Origin of the sequence: Enterococcus sp. NPDC086594 (assembly GCF_044746145.1) — a bacterium.
Classification (GTDB): Bacteria; Bacillota; Bacilli; order Lactobacillales; family Enterococcaceae; genus Enterococcus_D; species Enterococcus_D entomosocium.
This window is the reverse complement of sequence record NZ_JBIVBP010000001.1, coordinates 140,487-159,331: the sequence shown is the minus strand read 5'-3', so window position 1 is coordinate 159,331 and position 18,845 is coordinate 140,487. Positions and strand designations below refer to the sequence as shown.

18 protein-coding genes are annotated in these 18,845 nt (G+C 43.9%); 14 read left to right on the top strand and 4 right to left on the bottom strand.

Going from position 1 to position 18,845, the window contains the following annotated elements; translation table 11 throughout:
- The 5 genes from ACIPK1_RS00735 to ACIPK1_RS00715 all read left to right on the top strand — a co-directional run.
- A partial coding sequence (locus ACIPK1_RS00735; RefSeq protein WP_400449706.1) for a MucBP domain-containing protein occupies positions 1–1,154 on the top strand: 1,154 nt, incomplete at its 5' end.
- A 169-nt stretch (positions 1,155–1,323) separates the two neighbouring features.
- A complete protein-coding gene (locus tag ACIPK1_RS00730) occupies positions 1,324–1,668 on the top strand; it encodes a DUF7006 family protein (protein WP_061054418.1) in 345 nt (114 codons plus the stop codon).
- Positions 1,669–1,871: 203 nt separating this feature from the next.
- Positions 1,872–2,867 carry a LacI family DNA-binding transcriptional regulator gene (locus tag ACIPK1_RS00725; RefSeq protein WP_008379063.1) on the top strand — a complete coding sequence of 332 codons (996 nt, stop codon included), beginning with the start codon at positions 1,872–1,874 and terminating at the stop codon, positions 2,865–2,867.
- Between the two features lie 146 nt (positions 2,868–3,013).
- Positions 3,014–4,390, top strand: a complete 1,377-nt coding sequence (locus ACIPK1_RS00720) for a PTS transporter subunit EIIC (protein WP_016613622.1) — start codon at positions 3,014–3,016, stop codon at positions 4,388–4,390.
- A gap of 43 nt (positions 4,391–4,433) precedes the next feature.
- Entirely contained in the window at positions 4,434–5,876 is a 1,443-nt protein-coding gene (locus ACIPK1_RS00715) for a glycoside hydrolase family 32 protein (RefSeq protein WP_301389297.1), read from the top strand.
- Between the two features lie 121 nt (positions 5,877–5,997).
- Here the strand turns inward: ACIPK1_RS00715 and ACIPK1_RS00710 are convergent, their stop codons facing one another.
- Positions 5,998–6,669: a cyclic nucleotide-binding domain-containing protein gene (locus tag ACIPK1_RS00710; RefSeq protein ID WP_301389296.1), complete on the bottom strand. Its 672-nt coding sequence runs from the start codon at positions 6,667–6,669 to the stop codon at positions 5,998–6,000.
- Between the two features lie 92 nt (positions 6,670–6,761).
- Between ACIPK1_RS00710 and ACIPK1_RS00705 the strand changes: the two genes are divergently transcribed.
- Together ACIPK1_RS00705 and ACIPK1_RS00700 are read left to right on the top strand one after the other, a co-directional pair.
- Positions 6,762–7,418 carry a YitT family protein gene (locus ACIPK1_RS00705; RefSeq protein WP_042890341.1) on the top strand — a complete coding sequence of 219 codons (657 nt, stop codon included), beginning with the start codon at positions 6,762–6,764 and terminating at the stop codon, positions 7,416–7,418.
- Positions 7,419–7,527: 109 nt separating this feature from the next.
- Entirely contained in the window at positions 7,528–8,742 is a 1,215-nt protein-coding gene (locus ACIPK1_RS00700; protein WP_400449703.1) for a PTS sugar transporter subunit IIC, read from the top strand.
- Between the two features lie 104 nt (positions 8,743–8,846).
- Here the strand turns inward: ACIPK1_RS00700 and ACIPK1_RS00695 are convergent, their stop codons facing one another.
- The 3 genes from ACIPK1_RS00695 to ACIPK1_RS00685 are packed head-to-tail and all read right to left on the bottom strand — an operon-like array spanning position 8,847 to position 11,029.
- Positions 8,847–9,251 (bottom strand): arsenic metallochaperone ArsD family protein, encoded by a 405-nt coding sequence (locus ACIPK1_RS00695; protein ID WP_086317419.1) that lies wholly within the window; start codon positions 9,249–9,251, stop codon positions 8,847–8,849.
- A 51-nt stretch (positions 9,252–9,302) separates the two neighbouring features.
- On the bottom strand, positions 9,303–10,280 hold the full coding sequence (locus ACIPK1_RS00690; protein WP_301389294.1) for an ABC transporter substrate-binding protein: 978 nt from the start codon (positions 10,278–10,280) through the stop codon (positions 9,303–9,305).
- Entirely contained in the window at positions 10,277–11,029 is a 753-nt protein-coding gene (locus ACIPK1_RS00685; protein WP_218193384.1) for a polysaccharide deacetylase family protein, read from the bottom strand. The genes ACIPK1_RS00690 and ACIPK1_RS00685 overlap by 4 nt, the downstream gene beginning before the upstream one ends.
- Positions 11,030–11,125: 96 nt before the next feature.
- Here ACIPK1_RS00685 and ACIPK1_RS00680 point away from each other — a divergent pair, with 96 nt between their 5' ends.
- From ACIPK1_RS00680 to ACIPK1_RS00650, 7 genes are all read left to right on the top strand, one after another.
- Entirely contained in the window at positions 11,126–11,845 is a 720-nt protein-coding gene (locus tag ACIPK1_RS00680) for an ABC transporter ATP-binding protein (protein WP_400449700.1), read from the top strand.
- Entirely contained in the window at positions 11,842–12,576 is a 735-nt protein-coding gene (locus ACIPK1_RS00675) for an ABC transporter permease (protein ID WP_008379042.1), read from the top strand. Before ACIPK1_RS00680 ends, ACIPK1_RS00675 begins: the two co-directional genes overlap by 4 nt.
- A 113-nt stretch (positions 12,577–12,689) precedes the next feature.
- Positions 12,690–12,923: a DUF1858 domain-containing protein gene (locus ACIPK1_RS00670; protein WP_008379040.1), complete on the top strand. Its 234-nt coding sequence runs from the start codon at positions 12,690–12,692 to the stop codon at positions 12,921–12,923.
- On the top strand, positions 12,920–14,233 hold the full coding sequence (locus tag ACIPK1_RS00665) for a DUF438 domain-containing protein (protein ID WP_400449697.1): 1,314 nt from the start codon (positions 12,920–12,922) through the stop codon (positions 14,231–14,233). Before ACIPK1_RS00670 ends, ACIPK1_RS00665 begins: the two co-directional genes overlap by 4 nt.
- Positions 14,234–14,448: 215 nt before the next feature.
- A complete protein-coding gene (locus ACIPK1_RS00660; RefSeq protein WP_400449695.1) occupies positions 14,449–15,270 on the top strand; it encodes a PRD domain-containing protein in 822 nt (273 codons plus the stop codon).
- 111 nt (positions 15,271–15,381) lie between these two features.
- Positions 15,382–17,316 (top strand): beta-glucoside-specific PTS transporter subunit IIABC, encoded by a 1,935-nt coding sequence (locus tag ACIPK1_RS00655; protein WP_400449982.1) that lies wholly within the window; start codon positions 15,382–15,384, stop codon positions 17,314–17,316.
- Between the two features lie 13 nt (positions 17,317–17,329).
- Entirely contained in the window at positions 17,330–18,817 is a 1,488-nt protein-coding gene (locus ACIPK1_RS00650; RefSeq protein WP_400449693.1) for a sulfatase-like hydrolase/transferase, read from the top strand.
- Positions 18,818–18,845: the final 28 nt, after the last annotated feature.

Below are 18,845 nucleotides of genomic sequence, written 5' to 3'. Positions count from 1 at the left end.
CAACGATTCTAAGCGGGAAAGTTGGTCTGCCCTACGAGAGCGAGCCCAAAGAAATTCCAGGTTGGTATGTGCCAGAAACTCCGAGTAATGCTCATGGGATTTTTGGCGAAGACCCACAGGAAGTGATCTACGTTTATGATCGATCGGATGCGGAACCAGTGACGGTCAAGTATGAAGATACCGAAGGAGATCAACTGTCAGAACCAACGATCTTAAGCGGGAAAGTTGGTCTGCCATATGAAAGCGAACCAAAAGAAATTCCAGGTTGGTATGTGCCAGAGGCACCAAGCAATGCCCATGGGATTTTTGGCGAAGCCCCACAGGAAGTGATCTACGTTTATGATCGATCGGATGCGGAACCAGTGACGGTCAAGTATGAGGATACTGAAGGAAATCAACTATCTGAATCAACGATTTTAAGTGGAAAAGTTGGTCTGCCCTACGAGAGCGAACCTAAAGAAATTCCAGGCTGGTATGTGCCTGAGACACCAAGCAATGCTCATGGGATTTTTGGTGAAGCCCCACAGGAAGTGATCTACGTTTATGATCGCTCTGATGCGGCACCAGTGACGGTCAAGTATGAAGATACCGAAGGAAATCAACTGTCGGAACCGACAATCTTAAGCGGGAAAGTTGGTCTGCCCTACGAAAGCGAACCAAAAGAAATTCCAGGTTGGTATGTGCCAGAGGCACCAAGCAATGCCCATGGGATTTTTGGTGAAGCCCCACAGGAAGTGATCTACGTTTATGATCGCTCTGATGCGGCACCAGTGATAGTTAAGTATGAGGATACCGAAGGAAATCAACTATCGAAGCCAACGATTCTAACTGGGAAAGTCGACATGCCATATGAAAGCAAGCCAAAAGAAATTTCTGGTTGGACCGTGATGGAAATACCAACCAACGCCTCTGGAACGTTTACGAATGACCTCCAAAAAGTGATTTATGTCTATCAAAAAGAAGGAAACAATGGTGGACAAACTTCGCCTGAAAAAGAGAATCCAGAAAATGACAAAAGAGATCCTGCAGATCCAAAACTTCCCAATACTGGGGAAATGATGGCGGGGCAACGAATCATGCTCATTGTTGGATCACTACTATTATTAATTACCTTAATCATTATCTTTGACAAAAAGAAAAATAAAGACAGGTAAGACTTACATTAGTCAATATTAAAAAAAGCAGCAAAGCCCATGAAGGTTTTGCTGTTTTCTCAAATCTAAAACTAGTTACAAAATAGAGTATTCAATAAATGAAAAGGGATGCGTAGTCCTTTTATGGTATGTGAGAATAATCAGTAAGAGCGGAGAGGAGTATAAGAAAATGTTGTTTGCGACGAAAAAAGAGTATGTCAATTATTTTCAAAAAGAGATAGATCGTTTGCCAAGAGAGAAAGACACGCTGGAAGACTATTTAGAAAAACAAGTAGAACGATTAAATCAACTAATTGAAGCAATTTCGAAAGAAACCTTTTGGGAGGTCATTCCACAAATTCTTGGGATTGATGCAAAATTGGGCCTTTTAGTTGATTTATCTAAGTATGAGGAGTTTTCAGACAACGACATCATAAGAATTATTGAGAGCGACTATAAAAATTATTTTAAAGAATTGTGTGGGTATGATCTTAGTATGGAAACGAAAAACTCAATCGTTTTTAATGTCTGCTGAAGACACTCTTTTTTATTGATCTTAGTACTTGTAAAAAAGAAGATATCTGAATCAATACTTTGTCTGCAATTATTTTTATCAGCACTTAGCATTAGGAGATGAAAAAAATACTTGATCTTTCCCTCCTATTTGTTTTTTACGCAAAACCTGCGCTTTTCTTTCAGTTATTGTTATAATAAAAGAAAATGCAAAGGTGGGAAATCATGACAACGATCAAGGACATTGCTGAAAAGGCGGGAGTAGCGAAAAGTACGGTTTCCCGCTATCTGAACAATGGTTATATCAGTGAAGAAAAGCGCAAAAAAATTGATCAGATCATTGCTGAAACTGGCTATCGCCCCAATACATTTGCTCGTTCGCTGAAAGCCCAAGACACGAAATTGCTGGGCGTGATCATTCCTAGACTGAATTCACCATCGACAAATGATGTGTTGAAAGGGATCGATACGACGGCAAGGGAAAACGGCTATCAAATGCTGATCACCAACTCTGATCAAAGCGATGAACGGGAATTAGAAAATATCGAAATGCTGGTCAAACAAAAAGTAGCAGGGATGATCCTGTTTGCGCGCAAAATCACGCCGCAGCTGCAAGCGGTGCTGGCAGAGGTTCCTATGCCTGTTTTATTGTTAGGTCAACAGTTAGCTGGCATTCATTCCATCGTCCATGAAGATTATCAAGCGGGCAAAACCATGGCAGAATATGCAGTCAGCGCTGGCCACCGACGTTATTTATTTGTTGGTGTCAGCGAAAATGATTATGCGGTAGGTGTCTTGCGAAAAAAAGGATTTCTTGATGTCTTGGCACAAACGCCCAACGTCAAAGTCGACTTTATCGAAACGTCTTTTTCAAGAAGAGAAACATACCAAAAAGCTCTTGTGTTCTTGAAAGATCAACCGGCAACGTACATCGCCTGTGCTACCGACAATATTGCTGTTGCTGTATTGAAAGCCGCCCATGAACTAGGGTATCAAGTGCCGCAAGACTTTTCCTTGAACGGCTTTGGCGGCTATGATTCGACGGATTATGTCTATCCGACCATCACAACGACCCAATATCCCTATGTCCAATTAGGCATCGATGCCGTCTTAACAATCCAAAAACTGACGCAAGGGGAAGAGGTTCCTGAAGTGATCGAATTGCCGAATCGATTAGTGGTCAAACAGTCGACTGCCAAGCGTGAAAAGCAGGAGAAATAAAGCAAATATTTTTAGAGAAAACAGGACGACCATTTGCGGCGTTCTGTTTTTTTATTTTCTTTGCTTGCAATTGCAAACGGTTTCTGTTAATCTACAGATGTAGAACCGGTTCCACAAATGAACCGACGATCAAAGGAGTGGGAAAAATGAAGGAACAAAAAACGATCGACCAAGTGTTAGAAGCTATTGGCGGCAAAGAAAATGTCAAAAACTTTGAACACTGTGCCACACGTTTGCGCTTGATTTTGAAAGACGATCAGTTAGTAGATAAAGACAAAGCGGAAGCAGTTGAGGGCAGCAAGGGCTATTTTTTCAACACGGGACAGCATCAGTTCATTTTTGGAACAGGAAAAGTCAATGAAGTTTATCAAGCCTTCGCAGCAGAAATGGGCAATGACGCCTCCGCTGAAAAAGCTGGCTTCAAAGATGATGTTTATTCGAATCTGTCACCCGTCCAAAAAGTTGTCCGCACGTTGTCAGATGTCTTGGTGCCATTGATTCCAGCTTTGGTAACGACGGGGCTCTTGATGGGGATTCGGGGGTTATTGACCGAGTTGGGGGTCACCTATAGTGCTGACTGGTTAGCCATGTTTGAAATGTTAACGGATACAGCCTTTGCCTTTTTACCTGTTTTGATCGCCTATAGTGCGACGAAAAAATTCGGCGGTAATCCGATCATCGGGATCGTGGTAGGGTTAATGATGGTGGCACCGCAATTGCCGAACGCTTGGGCAGTTGCCAGCGGGGATGCAGAGCCATTGCACTTATTCGGTTTATCGATCTCTGGGTATCAAGGGTCGATTTTTCCAGCAATTATTGTCGGGATCTTAGTTTCTAAGCTAGAAAAATGGTTCCGTAAATTTGTTCCGCAAATGATGGATTTGATCGTGACACCATTCTTAACGATCGTCATTACTTTAGGCTTGATTTTGTTTGCGTTAGGACCAATCTTGCAAGTAGCTGAAAGAGCAGTCATCAACAGTATCGTCTACTTGGTGCAAGCGCCATTGGGCATCGGTTATATCATTTACGGAGGGGTTCAGCAAGTGATCGTGATCACTGGATTGCACCATTCGTTAAGTATTATTGAGTTAGGGTTATTGAATACGACAGGCGAAAACGTCCTACAAGTCTTAGGTACAGCAAGTATGGCGGGACAATTCGGGGCTGCGATTGCTGCGGCATTTATTTATAAAAACAAAGTCAAACGCTCAAATGCCATCAGTGCGGCGGTTCCAACCTTATTTGGGATCACTGAACCTTTACTATTTGGGGTCAACTTACGCTCGATGCGGATTTTTGGCGCAGGCATGCTGGGGGGCGCAGTCGGCGGGTTTGCGACGTATGTCTTCCAATTAGCTGCCACTGGGATGGGCATCACTTTTATACCAGGACTGTTGTTGTATACTGGAGATTTCGGTGCCATGCTGAAATACGTTGTCGTGATTTTGATTGCCTTTGCAGTCGGTTTTGCTGGTGTCCAATTGCAGCGCAAACCGCTAGCCAAAGAGTTGAATCAATAAATAATCCCTTGCTGTTCATCGGCAAGAGAAAAGAGGTACCGCATTGTTAACGAAGGAATACTGGGCACAGCTTGCCCAAACACAAAACGAATTAGCAGAAAAAATCAGTGCTGATGCGTGGCGCTTGAACTATCATTTGATGCCAGAAACAGGATGGATGAACGACCCGAATGGTCTTTGCCAATTCAAAGGCGTGGTTCATTTTTACCATCAATATGTACCGCAAACGCCCCATGGCGGGGAACCACCTCACTGGGGACACAAAACGTCGACGGATTATGTCACGTTTCAAGAAGAAGCGCTGTTTCTTTCTCCCGAACACGACTATGACAAAGACGGGGTCTACTCGGGCTCTGCCTTTATCGAGAATGACGCGATCCATTTCTTCTATACTGGGAATGTCAAACATCCTGGTGATCATGACTATACCTTTAGTGGAAGAGAACAAAACACGGTCCATGTAATCAGCAAAGACGGCTATACCGTCGAAAAGCAAGAAGTCGTGATTCCTCATGAGGACTACCCTGAAGGATTTACCGATCATATTCGTGACCCAAAAGTTTTTGCCCACGAAGACAAATACTTCATGCTGCTAGGCGCGCGTACGTTGGAAAACGAAGGCAAAATTTTGATTTATGAATCGACGAATTTAAATGAATGGACCTATCGAGGAATCTTTTTCGGTGAGGACTATGCTCTAGGCTACATGTGGGAATGCCCAGATTACTTCCATTTAGATGGCAAAGATGTGTTGGTCTTCTCACCGCAAGGCTTGGCTGCCAAAGAACATGCCTGTCAAAATATCCATCAATCAGGGTATCTGATTGGTGAGGTGGATTGGGAGACTCTGACGTTTAAAGAAACTTCTGCGTTTCGCGAACTTGATTATGGGTTTGACTTCTATGCCCCGCAAACCTTTGAAGATGAGCAGAAACGCCGCATCTTATGGGGCTGGATGGGGCTAGGGGATACCAGTCCTGAGTACAGCAATCCTACGATCCCTCGTGGCTGGCAGCATGCCGCAACGCTGCCAAGACAGCTTTCGGTCAAAAATGACCAGTTGTATCAAGAACCTTTGCCAGAATTCCAAAAATTGCGAGACAAGCAAGTCAGCCAAAAAATTGTGCTTTCAGAGAAACCGCAGCACTTGTCTTTCGATGAATTGGCATATGAGTTGCAAGTTACGGCGGAAGCCCCATTGCAGCAGTTCCAGCTTGGACTTTTGCAAGATACGACTTTGGCTTATGAAGCTGGTGTCTTCACGATCCATCATGGCGTTTCTGGCTACGGTCGTAAACAGCGCAGTGTCAAGGTCGATGAACTGACGCAGCTGCAGATTTTTGTCGATACGTCTTCGATTGAGATCTTCCTAAATGGCGGGCAATATTGTTTGACCTCTCGCGTGTATCCAAAACGGACCGAGGCGATCGCTCTCAGCGGAACCGGCACGGTTACTGTCAATGCTTGGGCATTGGCGAAAAAATAAAGCAACGATCCGAAAACGACAGCAAACAGTTGGTTTTTCTTGTTGCACCCCCAAGAGTCAGCTTTTTCTCTGGCTTTTAGGGGGGCATCATACCAACTATTTCGCTGTCGTTATTTGCTTGTTACTGCTTTTGTTGGTTTTGGATAAAGGTCTGCAGCGCAGGCGCATCGATCCGATAGCCGTCTTCAGTTTTTGTGACTAGTTTTTGCGTTTTGAAATCTTTTAAGGTATACGTCAAATGGCGATAGCTCACGCCTAAGTATTCGGCGGTCTCCGTCAATTTTTCTTGAAAAAGATCATCGATCGAAGCTTCCAACAGTAGATGAGCAAGGCGCCAAGCTAAGGGATAGGTTTGATTGACGGAAAAATGATCCATACGCAGCAGCAATTTTTCACCGATAGTTTTGCCTAGTGTTTGTACGAAAGCCAGGTCTTGCATGAGCCCGTGAGCTGCTGCTTGCATCGGAATGCCCAGACATGTTGTTTCACCGATCGCAACCACGGTTTTCGGTACTGTTTCGGCGCCAATCAACGTGAGATCGCCAATGCAATCACCAGGATGGAGAAACTGCAGCAAGGCACGTTTGCCGTTTTCTTGCGTTTGAATGATCTTGGCTTTGCCAGTCAATAGGACAAAAAAGACCGACATCGGCACCGTTTCTTTTTGGATCGCTTCTCGATGATCAAAGGTCCAGAGGGCACTTTTTTGTAAAATCTCCTCAGGAATCGGCAAGGGGCAGCTTTCTTTGATTGGTACCTGCTTTATTGCCAAGGCATAAGCGGTTTTTTTCACTTTTTTCCTCCAAACTAGGAGAAATCTCCTATTTGTTTTTAGTCAGTATAGCACATACTTAGAAAAGCAATAACGAAAGTGTGGGAGAAAAAATGAATGAAAAGCAATGGATAGGATCAGGGATTTTTTATGGGCTGAGTGCATTCGGGATCAGCTTGACCATTAAAGCAAGCGTTGGGGTCAGTAGTTTTAATGCCTTGAATGTTACGCTGGCAACGATGTCAGGAATCAAAGTCGGCACCATCACAACAGCCATCAATTTGGGCTTTTTAGCTGCCTGTTGGCTATTGGATCGGCGGCAGACGTCCCTCAAACAAAAAGGCAGTGAGTACTTGATTATGTTTTTCGCTTTGCTGGCTTTCGGCTATTTGATCAATGGCTTTGTTTACTACTTCTTGGCATCGCTGCACTTGACGAATTATTGGAGCCAACTAGCTGCTTTGATCGGTGGGATCTTGATTTCTGGAACGGCGACGGGACAAGTCCTACGGTTGCAGGTCTTGAAATTTCCAATCGAGCACTGGTGTCATTTGCTGGCGCAACGCAGTCGTTGGACATTTAAGCAGTACCGTTATGGCGTTGATGCAGTCTGTATTTCGGGGGCGCTCTTGCTAGCAATCAGTTTGGGCTTACCGCTAGCGGTGAGGGAAGGGACGGTCATTAGTTTCTTTTTGCTGTCAGGTGCCATCGCTTGGTCGAAGGAACGTGATTTGGCAGGGGCTTTACCCATTTGGCAAAGAAACAGTTAGCCAGCAGTATTCTTGGAGTCGGGAAGGCGTCGAGTGTTTTAAAAATGCAGAAAGCGTTTTTTATGCTACTCTTATTAAAAAAGCGAGATGTTTAGTAGGAGGAGACAGGATGAATCGGTTGATTGAAGGGTTTCAGGAAAATTTTGCACCAAAATTGGTTAGGATCAGTGAAAATCGGTTTTTAGTTGCCGTGCGCAACGGAGTCGCCGTTACGATGCCGCTGACGATTATCGGCAGTCTCTTTTTGATTTTAGCCAATCTGCCTTTTCCCGGCTGGACCGAGTTTGTCGGGGAGTTTGGCGTCAAACTAGGCGCCGCCAGCAATTTTACATTTGGGATTTTGGGACTGGCCGCTTGTATCGGGATCGCCTACTATTTGGCGGCTTCGTATGAGATCGATCGGATCGGTTCTGTCGTGTTGGCAGTCTGCGCGTTTTTGCTGCTGCAGGCGGGGGAAGAATGGACGATCGATCCAGCTTCTTTGGGGGCGTCTGGTCTGTTTACAGGAATCGTTACAGCGATTGCGACAGTAGTGATCCATCGCTTTTTTCTCAAGCACCGCTTAGTGATTCGGATGCCAGCAGAAGTGCCGCCCGCAGTTGCCAAGAGTTTTTCGGTCTTGCTTCCCGGAGCTGCCATCATCACTGGTGCCTGGGTGATTCGGGTCTTGTTGGAATTTAATGTCAATCAATTCGTGCAAGCCATCTTTTCACCGCTGGCAGTTGGTCTAAACACATTGCCTGGGATGCTGTTGTATACCTTTTTGATTTTGTTGCTTTGGTGTTTAGGGATTCATGGCAGCAATGTGATGGGGAGTATCGGCGATCCGATTTTTCTAGCTTTATTAGCAGCCAATACCGATGCCTACACTGCAGGAGAACCGTTACCGAACATTTTTGCAGGCGGGTTTTATATCATATTTTTGTGCTATGGAGGCACTGGTTCAACACTGGGGCTGATCATCAACATGTTAGTTTCAAAGAAAAAAGCCTATCGTTCCCTAGGGAAGATGGCTTTGCCCTCTGCTATTTTTTGTATCAATGAGCCAATCATTTTTGGGTTTCCGATCGTGATGAACCCTATTATGATGATTCCTTTCATCCTGACACCCCTTGTATTATGTGTCGGAACGTATTTCTTGTCGGTCACCAATGTCATTGGGCGAATCATGTTCAATCCACCGTGGACCACACCGCCCTTTATCAATACTTACCTTGCAACCGGCGGCAATATCCCTGCTGTTCTTTGGAGTATCGCTTCCTTACTGATTAGTGTGGCGATCTACTATCCATTCTTTAAAATCAGCGAACGAAGTTTAACGTAAGAAGAAAAAGGCGTTACCGACGCAGTTGCCGCGAAGGGGGAGAACTAAACGCTTATGATTGGCACGTGGTGCGTTGTTTTGTCTGGCAAAGAAAACAGTGGCTGCTACTCATCAAATTGCACAGTGATCCCAGATTTCGTCAATTGTTCCCATTCACGGATCGTTGGCAAGCGACCTTGGCAAAATAGCTGATCGTCGACATAAACGAGTGGCAGACAGCTGCGGCCATTGCTTGCTAATTGCTGCTTGACGGCTTGATTCGTATGAAAAGGGGCAGGATCTTCTGTAAAGAAGTATTCGTCGATCGTTAAAGGTTCGTTATGGAATGTTTGATGAGCCTGGGTCCTTTCTTCATTTATTTTTAACTGGTGAGTCAAGTGTGCTTCCCAAGTATCTTCTTTCTGGTCGGCATAAACAGCGATCGTTGGCATTAAATCAAATCCTTTCATGGCAGCTGATTTGTCAAAAGTATACCTGAATTTCTTGCCACGAGCAAAAAAGAGTGTCAAAAAGAAGTGAAAAGACAAAAAAAGACGCAAATGCGTCTTTTTTGTTGTTTCTTATTCGTCAGCGGGTAAAAAATCGAAATTGGTCAACTCGTTGTAGGAATATGCTTGGTCGATTTGTCCTTTGTCTTTCGTCCAAGCAATGATCGCGTCGTATTGCTCTTGCGGTACAGCTTGGGCATAAGGATAGTCTTCCTGGCTGTCTAAGTAAGTACTCATAGCATCTGGGAATTGATAGTCTGCCAAGATGTCGGCATAGTCTTTTGCTGAATGAGCATTCATGTAATCAATGGCTTCGTTGTAAGCAGTGTAGAATGCTTTTAGGTCTTGCGGTCGATTTTGGATGACTTCGTCCATAAATTGCAGCGTCCCGCCTTTGATGCCAGCATCTTTAGAGCTGCCTAAAACAATCGCCCCTTGGGCAGCCAACATGCTGGCTTGTGGTTCCGTGTAAACAGCGCCTTCGACTTGGTCATTGAGCAATGCTTCGGAACGGGCAGAAAAAGAAGCGATATCCACGATGTCATAAGTAAAATCATTTTCTTGTGCAAATTGATCCATGATGTATTCTAAAATGAAATTCGGTACAAGGGTGATTTTTTTATCCGCTAACCCTTTCATCTCAGTAATCCCTGAATTCGGTGAAGCGAGAATCTTGAAGTTTTCCAAAATATCAGAAGTGATCGTCATATCGATGCCGTTTTGCTTGAAGGTCGCTTCTGTCATGACATCGCTGATGGTACCATCCAGCTCGCCTGCCTGCACCGCCACATTGCGGTCATTCGGGGAAGTGAAGGATTTGAGTTCCACAGTCAATCCTTGCTTTTCGAAAAAGCCTTCTTCTTTTGCTAGAATGATCGGAATCGCTGATTCTGCTGGTAACACCCCGATCGTCAATGTTTGATCCGTTACCGCAGCTTCTGTACTGCTAGTGCTGGAATTGCTGGTACTTGCTGTTTCGCCAGTGTTGCCGCATGCGGCAGCGCCAACTGCGAATAGTGCTAGGATACTTGCTAAAATCGTTTTTTTCATTGGTTCATTTCCTCGTTTCTAAATCGTTGTTCAAAAGCAGCCATTGGTAGTGAGAACGGGATGACTGCCCGATGGAGTTCCATTGGCTTGGTTTTTGTCGTATTGATGCCTGGTTTGGTTGTAAATGCCAGAACAAAGCCTTCCTTTTCTAGTGTTGCGATCGTCTGCTGATCATAAAAGCCAAAGGGATAGGCAAAAACATCCTTGATGGCCACGTGCTGATTGCAGCTTCGTAAGTCTTGCGCAAAGGCTGCCGGTGTTTCCCACATTGACCGCCCTTGCTGGTTCTTGCGTTCGTGAAAATGAGCGGTATGATTGGCATATTCGAAGACATCGCTCATTTCGGCTAATTCGGCACTGCTCAATGTCCGCGAAACTTCTGGTTCGTAAGGCTGAGGGGCATCAAAAAGCCAGCCGGTCACGACAAAGGCAGTGGCCTTGAAACCAGCTTCCTTCAACAGTGGGTAGGCATATTCTTTCATTGATTGATAACAGTCGTCAAAGGTCAGCAACACGGATTTTTCTGGTAGCGGCTGCTGCCGGAAATAAAAATCTTTGACTTCTGCAAGGGTCAACGTATGGTAATTTTCTGCTTTCAAAAAGTCGATTTGTTGTTTAAAATGAGAAGTGCTATTGAATAAGGGCAGAGGCAAGGCATCTTGATAGCCGTCTGCGACTTTGATCGGGCGCACCTGATCATAAAGTTCTGCTTCGGGACGTATTTCATGAAATACGAGGGTCTGAAACATCATAAACCATCCTTTCTTGTCAATCACGCAAAAAATAGTATAGCACAAAATGTGAAAACCAACACAAATAATTTGAAGAAAGAAGTTTATTCTCTGATGAGTATTCTATTCGATGCCGTTTCCTTTACCTATGGAGACACCGCCATTTTTAAAAACCTTTCGTTTTGTTTTGAACAAGGCGCGACTTATGTGCTGCTGGGAGAATCGGGGATTGGCAAAAGCACGCTTTTATCCTTGATCAAAGGGTTGCAGCGACCGCAATCGGGCACGATCACTTACCAAGGCTGTTCCCCTGATAACATCGAGGTCGTTTTCCAAGAACTGCATTTGTTTCCTTGGCAAACAGTCTACCAAGCCCTGGAAATGCCGCTGATTATCAATCAAACGCCCAGTGAGCGCCGTAAAAAACGGGTCGCCAGCTGTTTGGCTGAGTTGGGATTGACGCAGGTGCAGGACCGCTATCCGCATCAGCTTAGCGGCGGTCAAAAACAGCGGGCCGCCATGGGCCGGGGACTGATCACACAGCCCGATGTTTTATTATTGGATGAGCCGACTGCTTCACTAGACCAAGAAACCAAAGCAAACGCACAAGCCCTGATCGCTGCCCAACAGCAGCGTAGACAAAACAGCTTGATTGTGGTGACCCACGATCCAGAAGAGGCAGTGTTTTTGGGGCAGACGATTTTGTTGCTAAAAGATCAGGACGTTACGCCGATCAGTAATCCATTTTACGGCAGCCAGCTGGAACGAGACTCGTTGGCTTTTTATGAAGTCGTCTTGCAGTTGAAAGAACAAATGAGGGAGGCGAGGCAATGAAACCCATCAAATCTTTTGCTTGGGGCTTCTGTTCGTTTGTCGTGGTTTGGTGGGGCGTAAGCTGGGTGACCAACAATCGCTCACTGCCTAATCCTTTAGAAACGGCCGAACGTTTTTGGGCACTGCGAGAAGTCTTACTGATCCACACAGGTGCCAGTTTGCTGCGGGTATTTGCGGCGTTGAGTGGGGCGTTGCTAGTCGGGGTGCCGTTAGGAATCTTGATTGGGCGATCCCAAAGAGTGGATCGGCTGCTTGGTCCACTGCTTTACTTTTTATATCCGATTCCTAAAGTTGCGTTTTTACCTGTCTTTATGATTTTCTTTGGCTTAGGCAATCTCTCAAAAATTCTCTTGATTTTTGCGGTGATCGTCATTCAAGTGATCGTCTCGATTCGTGATGCAGTCACGAAGATCCCACCAGCGTATTTTCAGGTCATGAAAAATTATACCAACCAATGGCACCATGTCTTGCGCTTCGTTATTTTGCCCGCGCTCATGCCAGCACTTTTTGCCAGTGTGCGGGTCAGTATCGGGATCGCGTTGGCTTCCCTCTTTTTTGCCGAAAACTATAACACGACGTATGGTGTCGGCTATCTGATCTTAAGTGCGTGGTCAAAAATGGACTACCCACAAATGCTTTCGGGTATCCTCCTGATTGCTTTGATGGGCTATCTGCTTTTTGCCAGTATCGATTGGTTGGAAAAAGTGGTGTGCCGTTACCGACAATCTTAGAAAAGAATGATCGATTGATAAATGTTTGCGGCAGTTCGTGTATTTTTGAACAAAATGATTTATACTAAGGATATCTTATTGAGAATCATTCTCACTGAAAGGAAGACCTTACTATGAAAGAAATCGATCTGTCAAAAACGCTCTATGAACTTGTGGCACAATACCCTGAAATACAAGAAATCATGAGTAAAATAGGGTTTACGGCGATCAATCAACCAGGGATGCTACAAACTGCTGGACGTTACATGACGATTCCCAAAGGGGCTCAGATGAAGAAGATCCCCTTGGAAAGGGTTTGTCTCGCTTTCGAAAAACAAGGGTTTCTTGTGAAAGGAGCGACGAAATGAAAACTAACAGTCAAAGACAAGAACGGATCGTCGAAATACTGAGTTTGCTTCACCAAGGCGGTTCCTTTGAAGAAGCTAAACGCTTGTTTAACGAAGAATTTGATGGTGTGGATGTGACGGAGATCACTGCTGCTGAAAAAGCTTTGATCCAAACGGGGTTGGACCCTTCTGAGATTCAGCGTTTGTGCAATATTCATGCTGCTGTTTTTAAAGGATCGATCAATGAGATCCATCACTCCAATGAAGAATATGGGCAACCAGGCCATCCTGTGCATACTCTGAAATTGGAGAACCAAGTCCTGCAATCCTTGTTGACCGATGAGATCGATAGCCTCTTAGCTAAAATAAAAACCGGTGATTGGACGCCTAAAAAGCGTCTAAAAGCTGCCTGCAATGATTTAATGCAGATCGACAAACATTATGCGCGAAAAGAAACGTTGATTTTTTCTTACATGGAGAAGTACGGCATCACTGCACCGCCAAAAGTGATGTGGGGTGTCGATGATAATATTCGGGTCATGATCAAAGCGCTCAATGAGCTTTTGGATTCCGAAAAAACTGCCTATAATCCGATTGCTGTCCAATGGGAAGCGGTCAAAAACGAGATCGAAGAGATGATTTTCAAAGAAGAAGAAATCATGGTGCCCATGACGCTGGATGTCTTCAGTCTTAAAGATTGGGAACAAATTGCGGCTGACAGTTTTGACATCGGCTTTGCCTTTATTCCAGAACCGCTTCCTTGGAAACCGAGCCAAGAAGCTCTTGAAAAGGAACAGGCGGCAGAACCTGCAAGGCAAGCGGCGATCAAAGAAGCCCAAGAAACAACCGCCGCCATCGCAGCCGGTTTAGGATTCGATGAATTTCAAGTCATAGAAACGGAAAATTCGCCGCAAATTGCTGAACAGCCGACCGTTTCATTGCCTACTGGTAATCTGCAATTTGAACAATTGGTGGCGATTTTTCAAACGTTGCCAGTGGACTTGACCTTTGTAGATAGTGAAGAGCGGGTGCGCTTTTATTCAGAAGGCAAGAGTCGCGTCTTTCCACGAACGAATTCGGTTTTAGGCCGTGAAGTCGTCAACTGCCATCCACCGAAAAGCATGCATCTCGTGCAGCAGATTTTGGATGATTTTCGAGCGGGCACACGGGAGACTGCTGAATTTTGGATCGATATGCGAGGCCGTAAAATCTATATTCGCTATTTTGCATTAAAAAACGAAGCAGGCATCTATTTAGGTTGTCTAGAAGTCACGCAAGACATTACGGAGATCCAAAAAATCGAAGGGCAAAGCCGTTTGCTGGATCAGTGAACAGTTTGGAGAAAGGCTGATCTGCGTCTATTCAAAACGAAGCGAAAAAAAGAAAAATCAATAAAACGCTTGCAACGTTTCTAGAAAAATAGTATAGTAAAGGCAATCAAATGGGTAGTTACTGATAATGCAGGCTATACCTTTTTACGTGTGTATGGATCCTACACATGTATTAAGGTATCGCCTTTTTTCATTTTAAGGAGGTGAGAAGCGTCTTGAAGATCAAAAAAATCTTAAACAACAATGCAGTTTTGGTCGGACAAGATGGCAAAGATTTTATCTGGATCGGTACCGGCCTTGGCTTCAAAATGAAACCAGGACAAACCGCCGATGAATCAAAAATTGAAAAAGTGTTTGTGCTTCATAAGAAATCCTCTGATCGTTTGATGGAATTGCTAGAGAACATTCCAATCCAATATGCGTCTCTTGCGGATGATATTATCCGTTATGGAAAGCAAGTCATTTCCTACCAATTAAGTGATTCCATTTACATCTCTTTGACGGATCACATCTATAATTTGATTCGCTTGAAAGAAGAAGGGATCAGCATCAACAATCGCTTGACTTGGGAAATCAAGCGTTTCTATCCCAACGAGTATGGAGTAGGAGAGCATGCGGTTCGATTGATTGAAAGCAAAACGCAATTCTCCCTAAATGAGGCAGAGATCAGTAATATCGCCATGCATTTTATTAATGCGCAAATCAATGACGATTCAGAGAAGATGGAAGATATCGAATTGCTGACACAAAAAATCAAAGACATTATTTCACTTATTCGTATTCACAATCGTGTGCACATTGATGAGAATAGTTTAGCTTTCGATCGCTTCGTCACCCATTTGAGATTCTTTTTTAAACGGATTGAAAACAAGGAAATCGTTGAAGGCGTCGGGAATCCTCTGTTAGTCCACGTGATTGATAAATATCCTAAAGCCTATGAAACCACCCGTTTGATTGGCGAATATTTAAATAAAACATTATATGACGATGAACAATTGTATTTAACGCTTCATGTACAAAAATTGATCGATCAATAATTCAAGGTGTTACTGGTAAAGCAGGCAAGACTTGACAAGGCTACAAGAAATGTAGTGTTGTTTGGTCTTGCCTTTTTTATTGGTTGTATAGTAGAGAAAGGAATGAATGAGATGCAATACCAAGAATTCAATGAACAAATTTTAAAGAATATCGGCGGAAAAGAAAACATTGCTGGATTGACGCATTGTATTACCCGTCTTCGGTTTAAACTTAAAGATGAATCAAAAGCCCAGACCCAAACGATCAAAAACTTGCCGGGGGTTGTCACCGTCGTCCAAAGTGGGGGACAATATCAAGTAGTTATCGGAAATCACGTAGCAGAAGTTTACAAAGAATTTACGGACATGATCGATATGAATACGGAAGAAACTTCTGGGCAAGAGGAAGAACCCAAAGGGATTCTAAATCGGTTTATCGATATTGTCGCTGGTATTTTTACGCCGATCATCAATGTCTTGATGGCAGCAGGGATGATCAAAGGGTTACTTGCTTTATTGACAACATTTGAAGTGCTGGATAAAGCATCAGGAACGTATTTGATTTTAAATGCGACAGGGGATGGATTGTTTTATTTCTTCCCACTCTTTCTAGGGTACACTGCTTCGAAAAAATTTGGGGGTAAACCCTTTATCGGAATGGCGATCGGGGCAGCATTGGTTTATCCGACGATCGTAGCAGCAAATGGCGGAAGCGAAGCGATGTATACCTTATTTGCAGGTTCTGTCTTAGAATCTCCAATCTATATTACTTTTCTTGGAATCCCTGTTATATTGATGAGCTATACTTCAAGTGTGATTCCGATTATTGCAGCTACTTATTTGGCATCAAAACTAGAAGCTTTCTTTTCTTTATTGATTCCACGAGCAGTGCGGAGTTTCTTTGTTTCTTTTCTGACCTTGATCATCACAGTTCCATTAGTCTTTCTAATCGTTGGACCGATTACTACTTGGGCAGGATTACTATTAGGGCAAGCATTGTCAGCTGCTTACGAGTTTAGTCCGATTATCGCTGGTATTGTTATTGGGGGATTTTGGCAAGTCTTCATTATGTTTGGCCTGCATTGGGGTTTTGTGCCGATCGCTTTGAACAACTATGCCACACTAGGGTACGATGTCGTGATGATGGCTGGTCTGGCAACTCCCGTGGCGATGGCGGGAGTCACCCTCGCAATCTTTTTGAAAACTAGAAACAAAAAATTAAAAGAAATTGCCTTCCCTGCTTTTCTTTCGGCAATCTTTGGTATCACGGAGCCGGCACTGTATGGGGTAACCTTACCAAGGAAAAAAGCATTTTATACTACCTCCATCGCAGTCGCTGTTGCAGGAGGAATCATGGGATTGTTCAAAACGAGAGTCTATATCAATGGTGGGACAGGTATTTTCGCTTTACCACGATTTATTCACCCAGAAAATGGTATTGATAACAGCTTTATCGGGTTTGCCTTAGCTAGTGCCGTTGCCTTTGGATTAGGATTTTTGATCACGTTCTTTTATGCTTATAATCCTAAAAGTGATGACGAACCAGCTAGTGAAGGCACCCAGGAAAAAAATGTGGAGCCATCGACACTGAATCATGAACTTGGACAAACTGTTCTCTATGATTTAGCAACACCAGTTAGAGGAACGATCATCCCACTAAAAGAAGTAAAAGACGAAGCGTTTTCCAGCGGATTGTTAGGGAAAGGATTAGCTGTCATTCCGTCAGAAGGAAAGGTCTACGCACCAGCAGATGGGATCGTTTCAACACTTTTTCCGACAAATCATGCAGTGGGAATCACGACCGCAGATGGCGTTGAAGTTCTGATTCATGTAGGGATGGATACAGTGAATTTGAAAGGACAGTATTTCCAGCCAGCAGTTGCCCAAGGAGACTCAGTAACGAAGGGACAATTACTTTTGAGTTTTGATAAAGACGCATTGGAAAAAGAAGGCTATTCCATCGTGACACCGATTATTATTTCAAACACGGCGGATTACCTAGATATTGTTGAAACAGACAAACAAGATGTTGAAAAACAAGATACCTTATTAACGGTCATCGGTTAGGAGGAAAGACAAGTTGAAAAAAAATATCTTTTTATTCGTAGCAGATCAGATGAGAAATGACGCACTCGCACATATGGGGAATCCCGCATCAATCACCCCTAACTTTGATGAACTGGCAGAAGAAGGGGTTTCATTTGAAAATGCCTACTGCCAAAACCCCGTCTGTGTGCCTTCTAGAAATAGTTTTCTGACGGGTTTTTATCCACATGTCAATGGGCATCGAACGATGCACTATTTGCAAAGAGAAGATGAACCCAATATTTTGAAAGAAATGAAGAATCAAGGCTATGAAGTCATCTGGATCGGCAGAAATGATGTGGTTCCGGGAGATAAACCAAAAACAGACTATTGTGATGAATATTATGACGGTGTGGTAGACGAAAACACTCGGGATGCACAAAACAGTGAAGTCAATCATTCCGCCGATATGAACGAAGCCAGTAAACAGCTATACGACCAGATGCTTTCAGGAGATACGTATTATTCATTTTATATGGGAAAATTACCAGATAGTGAGGGTTATGGCAAAACGGATTGGAATTGTGTGAAAAAGGCGTTGGACTATCTTGAACGTCGCAGTCAGGAAAAGACAGACAAACCATTTTTCGTTTATTGTACGATCTCATTCCCACATCCACCCTATGCTTGCGAAGATCCATGGTATTCGAGTATTGATCGTCAGAAACTGCCGAAACGCCGACCGAACATCAAAGATATTCCTAACAAAGCCTCAATGCTGTATGGCATCAATGAGAAACAGAATTTGAACGGTTGGACAGAAGAGCGCTTTGATGAATTACGTGCCACCTATTTAGCAATGGTTTCGCGCTTTGATCATCAACTGGGCATGATCAAAGAGAAGCTGCGTGAAACAGGCTTTTATGATGAGACAAACCTCATTGTTTTCAGTGATCATGGGGACTATACTGGTGACTACACGATCACTGAAAAAGTCCAAAACTGTTTTGAAGAGCCGATCACGAATGTCCCATTGGTCATCAAACCTGCTAAAACGATTGAAAGTGTGTCGCGAATCACCAAAGCACAAGCGGAACTGCTAGATTTACCAGCAACGATCGCCGAAATGGCTGAGTTTGATCTTTCCTATACACAATTTGGAAAATCCTTGGTTCCTGTGATCAAAGGAGCCGAAGAGCACAAAGATGCTGTTTTTTGCGAAGGCGGACGCACTCATGGGGAGACACAAGCGATGGAGCTGGGGCATGGACCGAAATCTCCGTATTGGCCGCGGCTTGCGACACAGTATAGCGAAGGTCCGGAACATACAAAAGCAGTTATGTGCAAGATGGGAAACTATAAATATGTGATGCGTCTTTATGAGCATGACGAACTATATGATTTGGAAAAAGACCCGATGGAAATCAAGAATTTGGCGCTAGAAAAAGCATACGCCGAAATTGTCGAGAAAATGAAACAACGCGTTACTCGTTTTTATATGGAAACGACTGATTTTGTTCCGATGAAACGCGACAAACGCTAAAAAAGTAAAAAAAGAATCGAGGCCTCCA

Excerpts from the sequence above, each read along its gene's own strand:
- ACIPK1_RS00670 (WP_008379040.1), top strand. The coding sequence starts at position 12,690 with ATGAAAGAAATCGATCTGTCAAAAACGCTCTATGAACTTGTGGCACAA.
- ACIPK1_RS00690 (WP_301389294.1), bottom strand. The coding sequence starts at position 10,280 with ATGAAAAAAACGATTTTAGCAAGTATCCTAGCACTATTCGCAGTTGGC.
- ACIPK1_RS00680 (WP_400449700.1), top strand. The coding sequence starts at position 11,126 with ATGAGTATTCTATTCGATGCCGTTTCCTTTACCTATGGAGACACCGCC.
- ACIPK1_RS00725 (WP_008379063.1), top strand. The coding sequence starts at position 1,872 with ATGACAACGATCAAGGACATTGCTGAAAAGGCGGGAGTAGCGAAAAGT.
- ACIPK1_RS00705 (WP_042890341.1), top strand. The coding sequence starts at position 6,762 with ATGAATGAAAAGCAATGGATAGGATCAGGGATTTTTTATGGGCTGAGT.
- ACIPK1_RS00655 (WP_400449982.1), top strand. The coding sequence starts at position 15,382 with ATGCAATACCAAGAATTCAATGAACAAATTTTAAAGAATATCGGCGGA.
- ACIPK1_RS00720 (WP_016613622.1), top strand. The coding sequence starts at position 3,014 with ATGAAGGAACAAAAAACGATCGACCAAGTGTTAGAAGCTATTGGCGGC.
- ACIPK1_RS00685 (WP_218193384.1), bottom strand. The coding sequence starts at position 11,029 with ATGTTTCAGACCCTCGTATTTCATGAAATACGTCCCGAAGCAGAACTT.
- ACIPK1_RS00700 (WP_400449703.1), top strand. The coding sequence starts at position 7,528 with ATGAATCGGTTGATTGAAGGGTTTCAGGAAAATTTTGCACCAAAATTG.
- ACIPK1_RS00665 (WP_400449697.1), top strand. The coding sequence starts at position 12,920 with ATGAAAACTAACAGTCAAAGACAAGAACGGATCGTCGAAATACTGAGT.
- ACIPK1_RS00675 (WP_008379042.1), top strand. The coding sequence starts at position 11,842 with ATGAAACCCATCAAATCTTTTGCTTGGGGCTTCTGTTCGTTTGTCGTG.
- ACIPK1_RS00730 (WP_061054418.1), top strand. The coding sequence starts at position 1,324 with ATGTTGTTTGCGACGAAAAAAGAGTATGTCAATTATTTTCAAAAAGAG.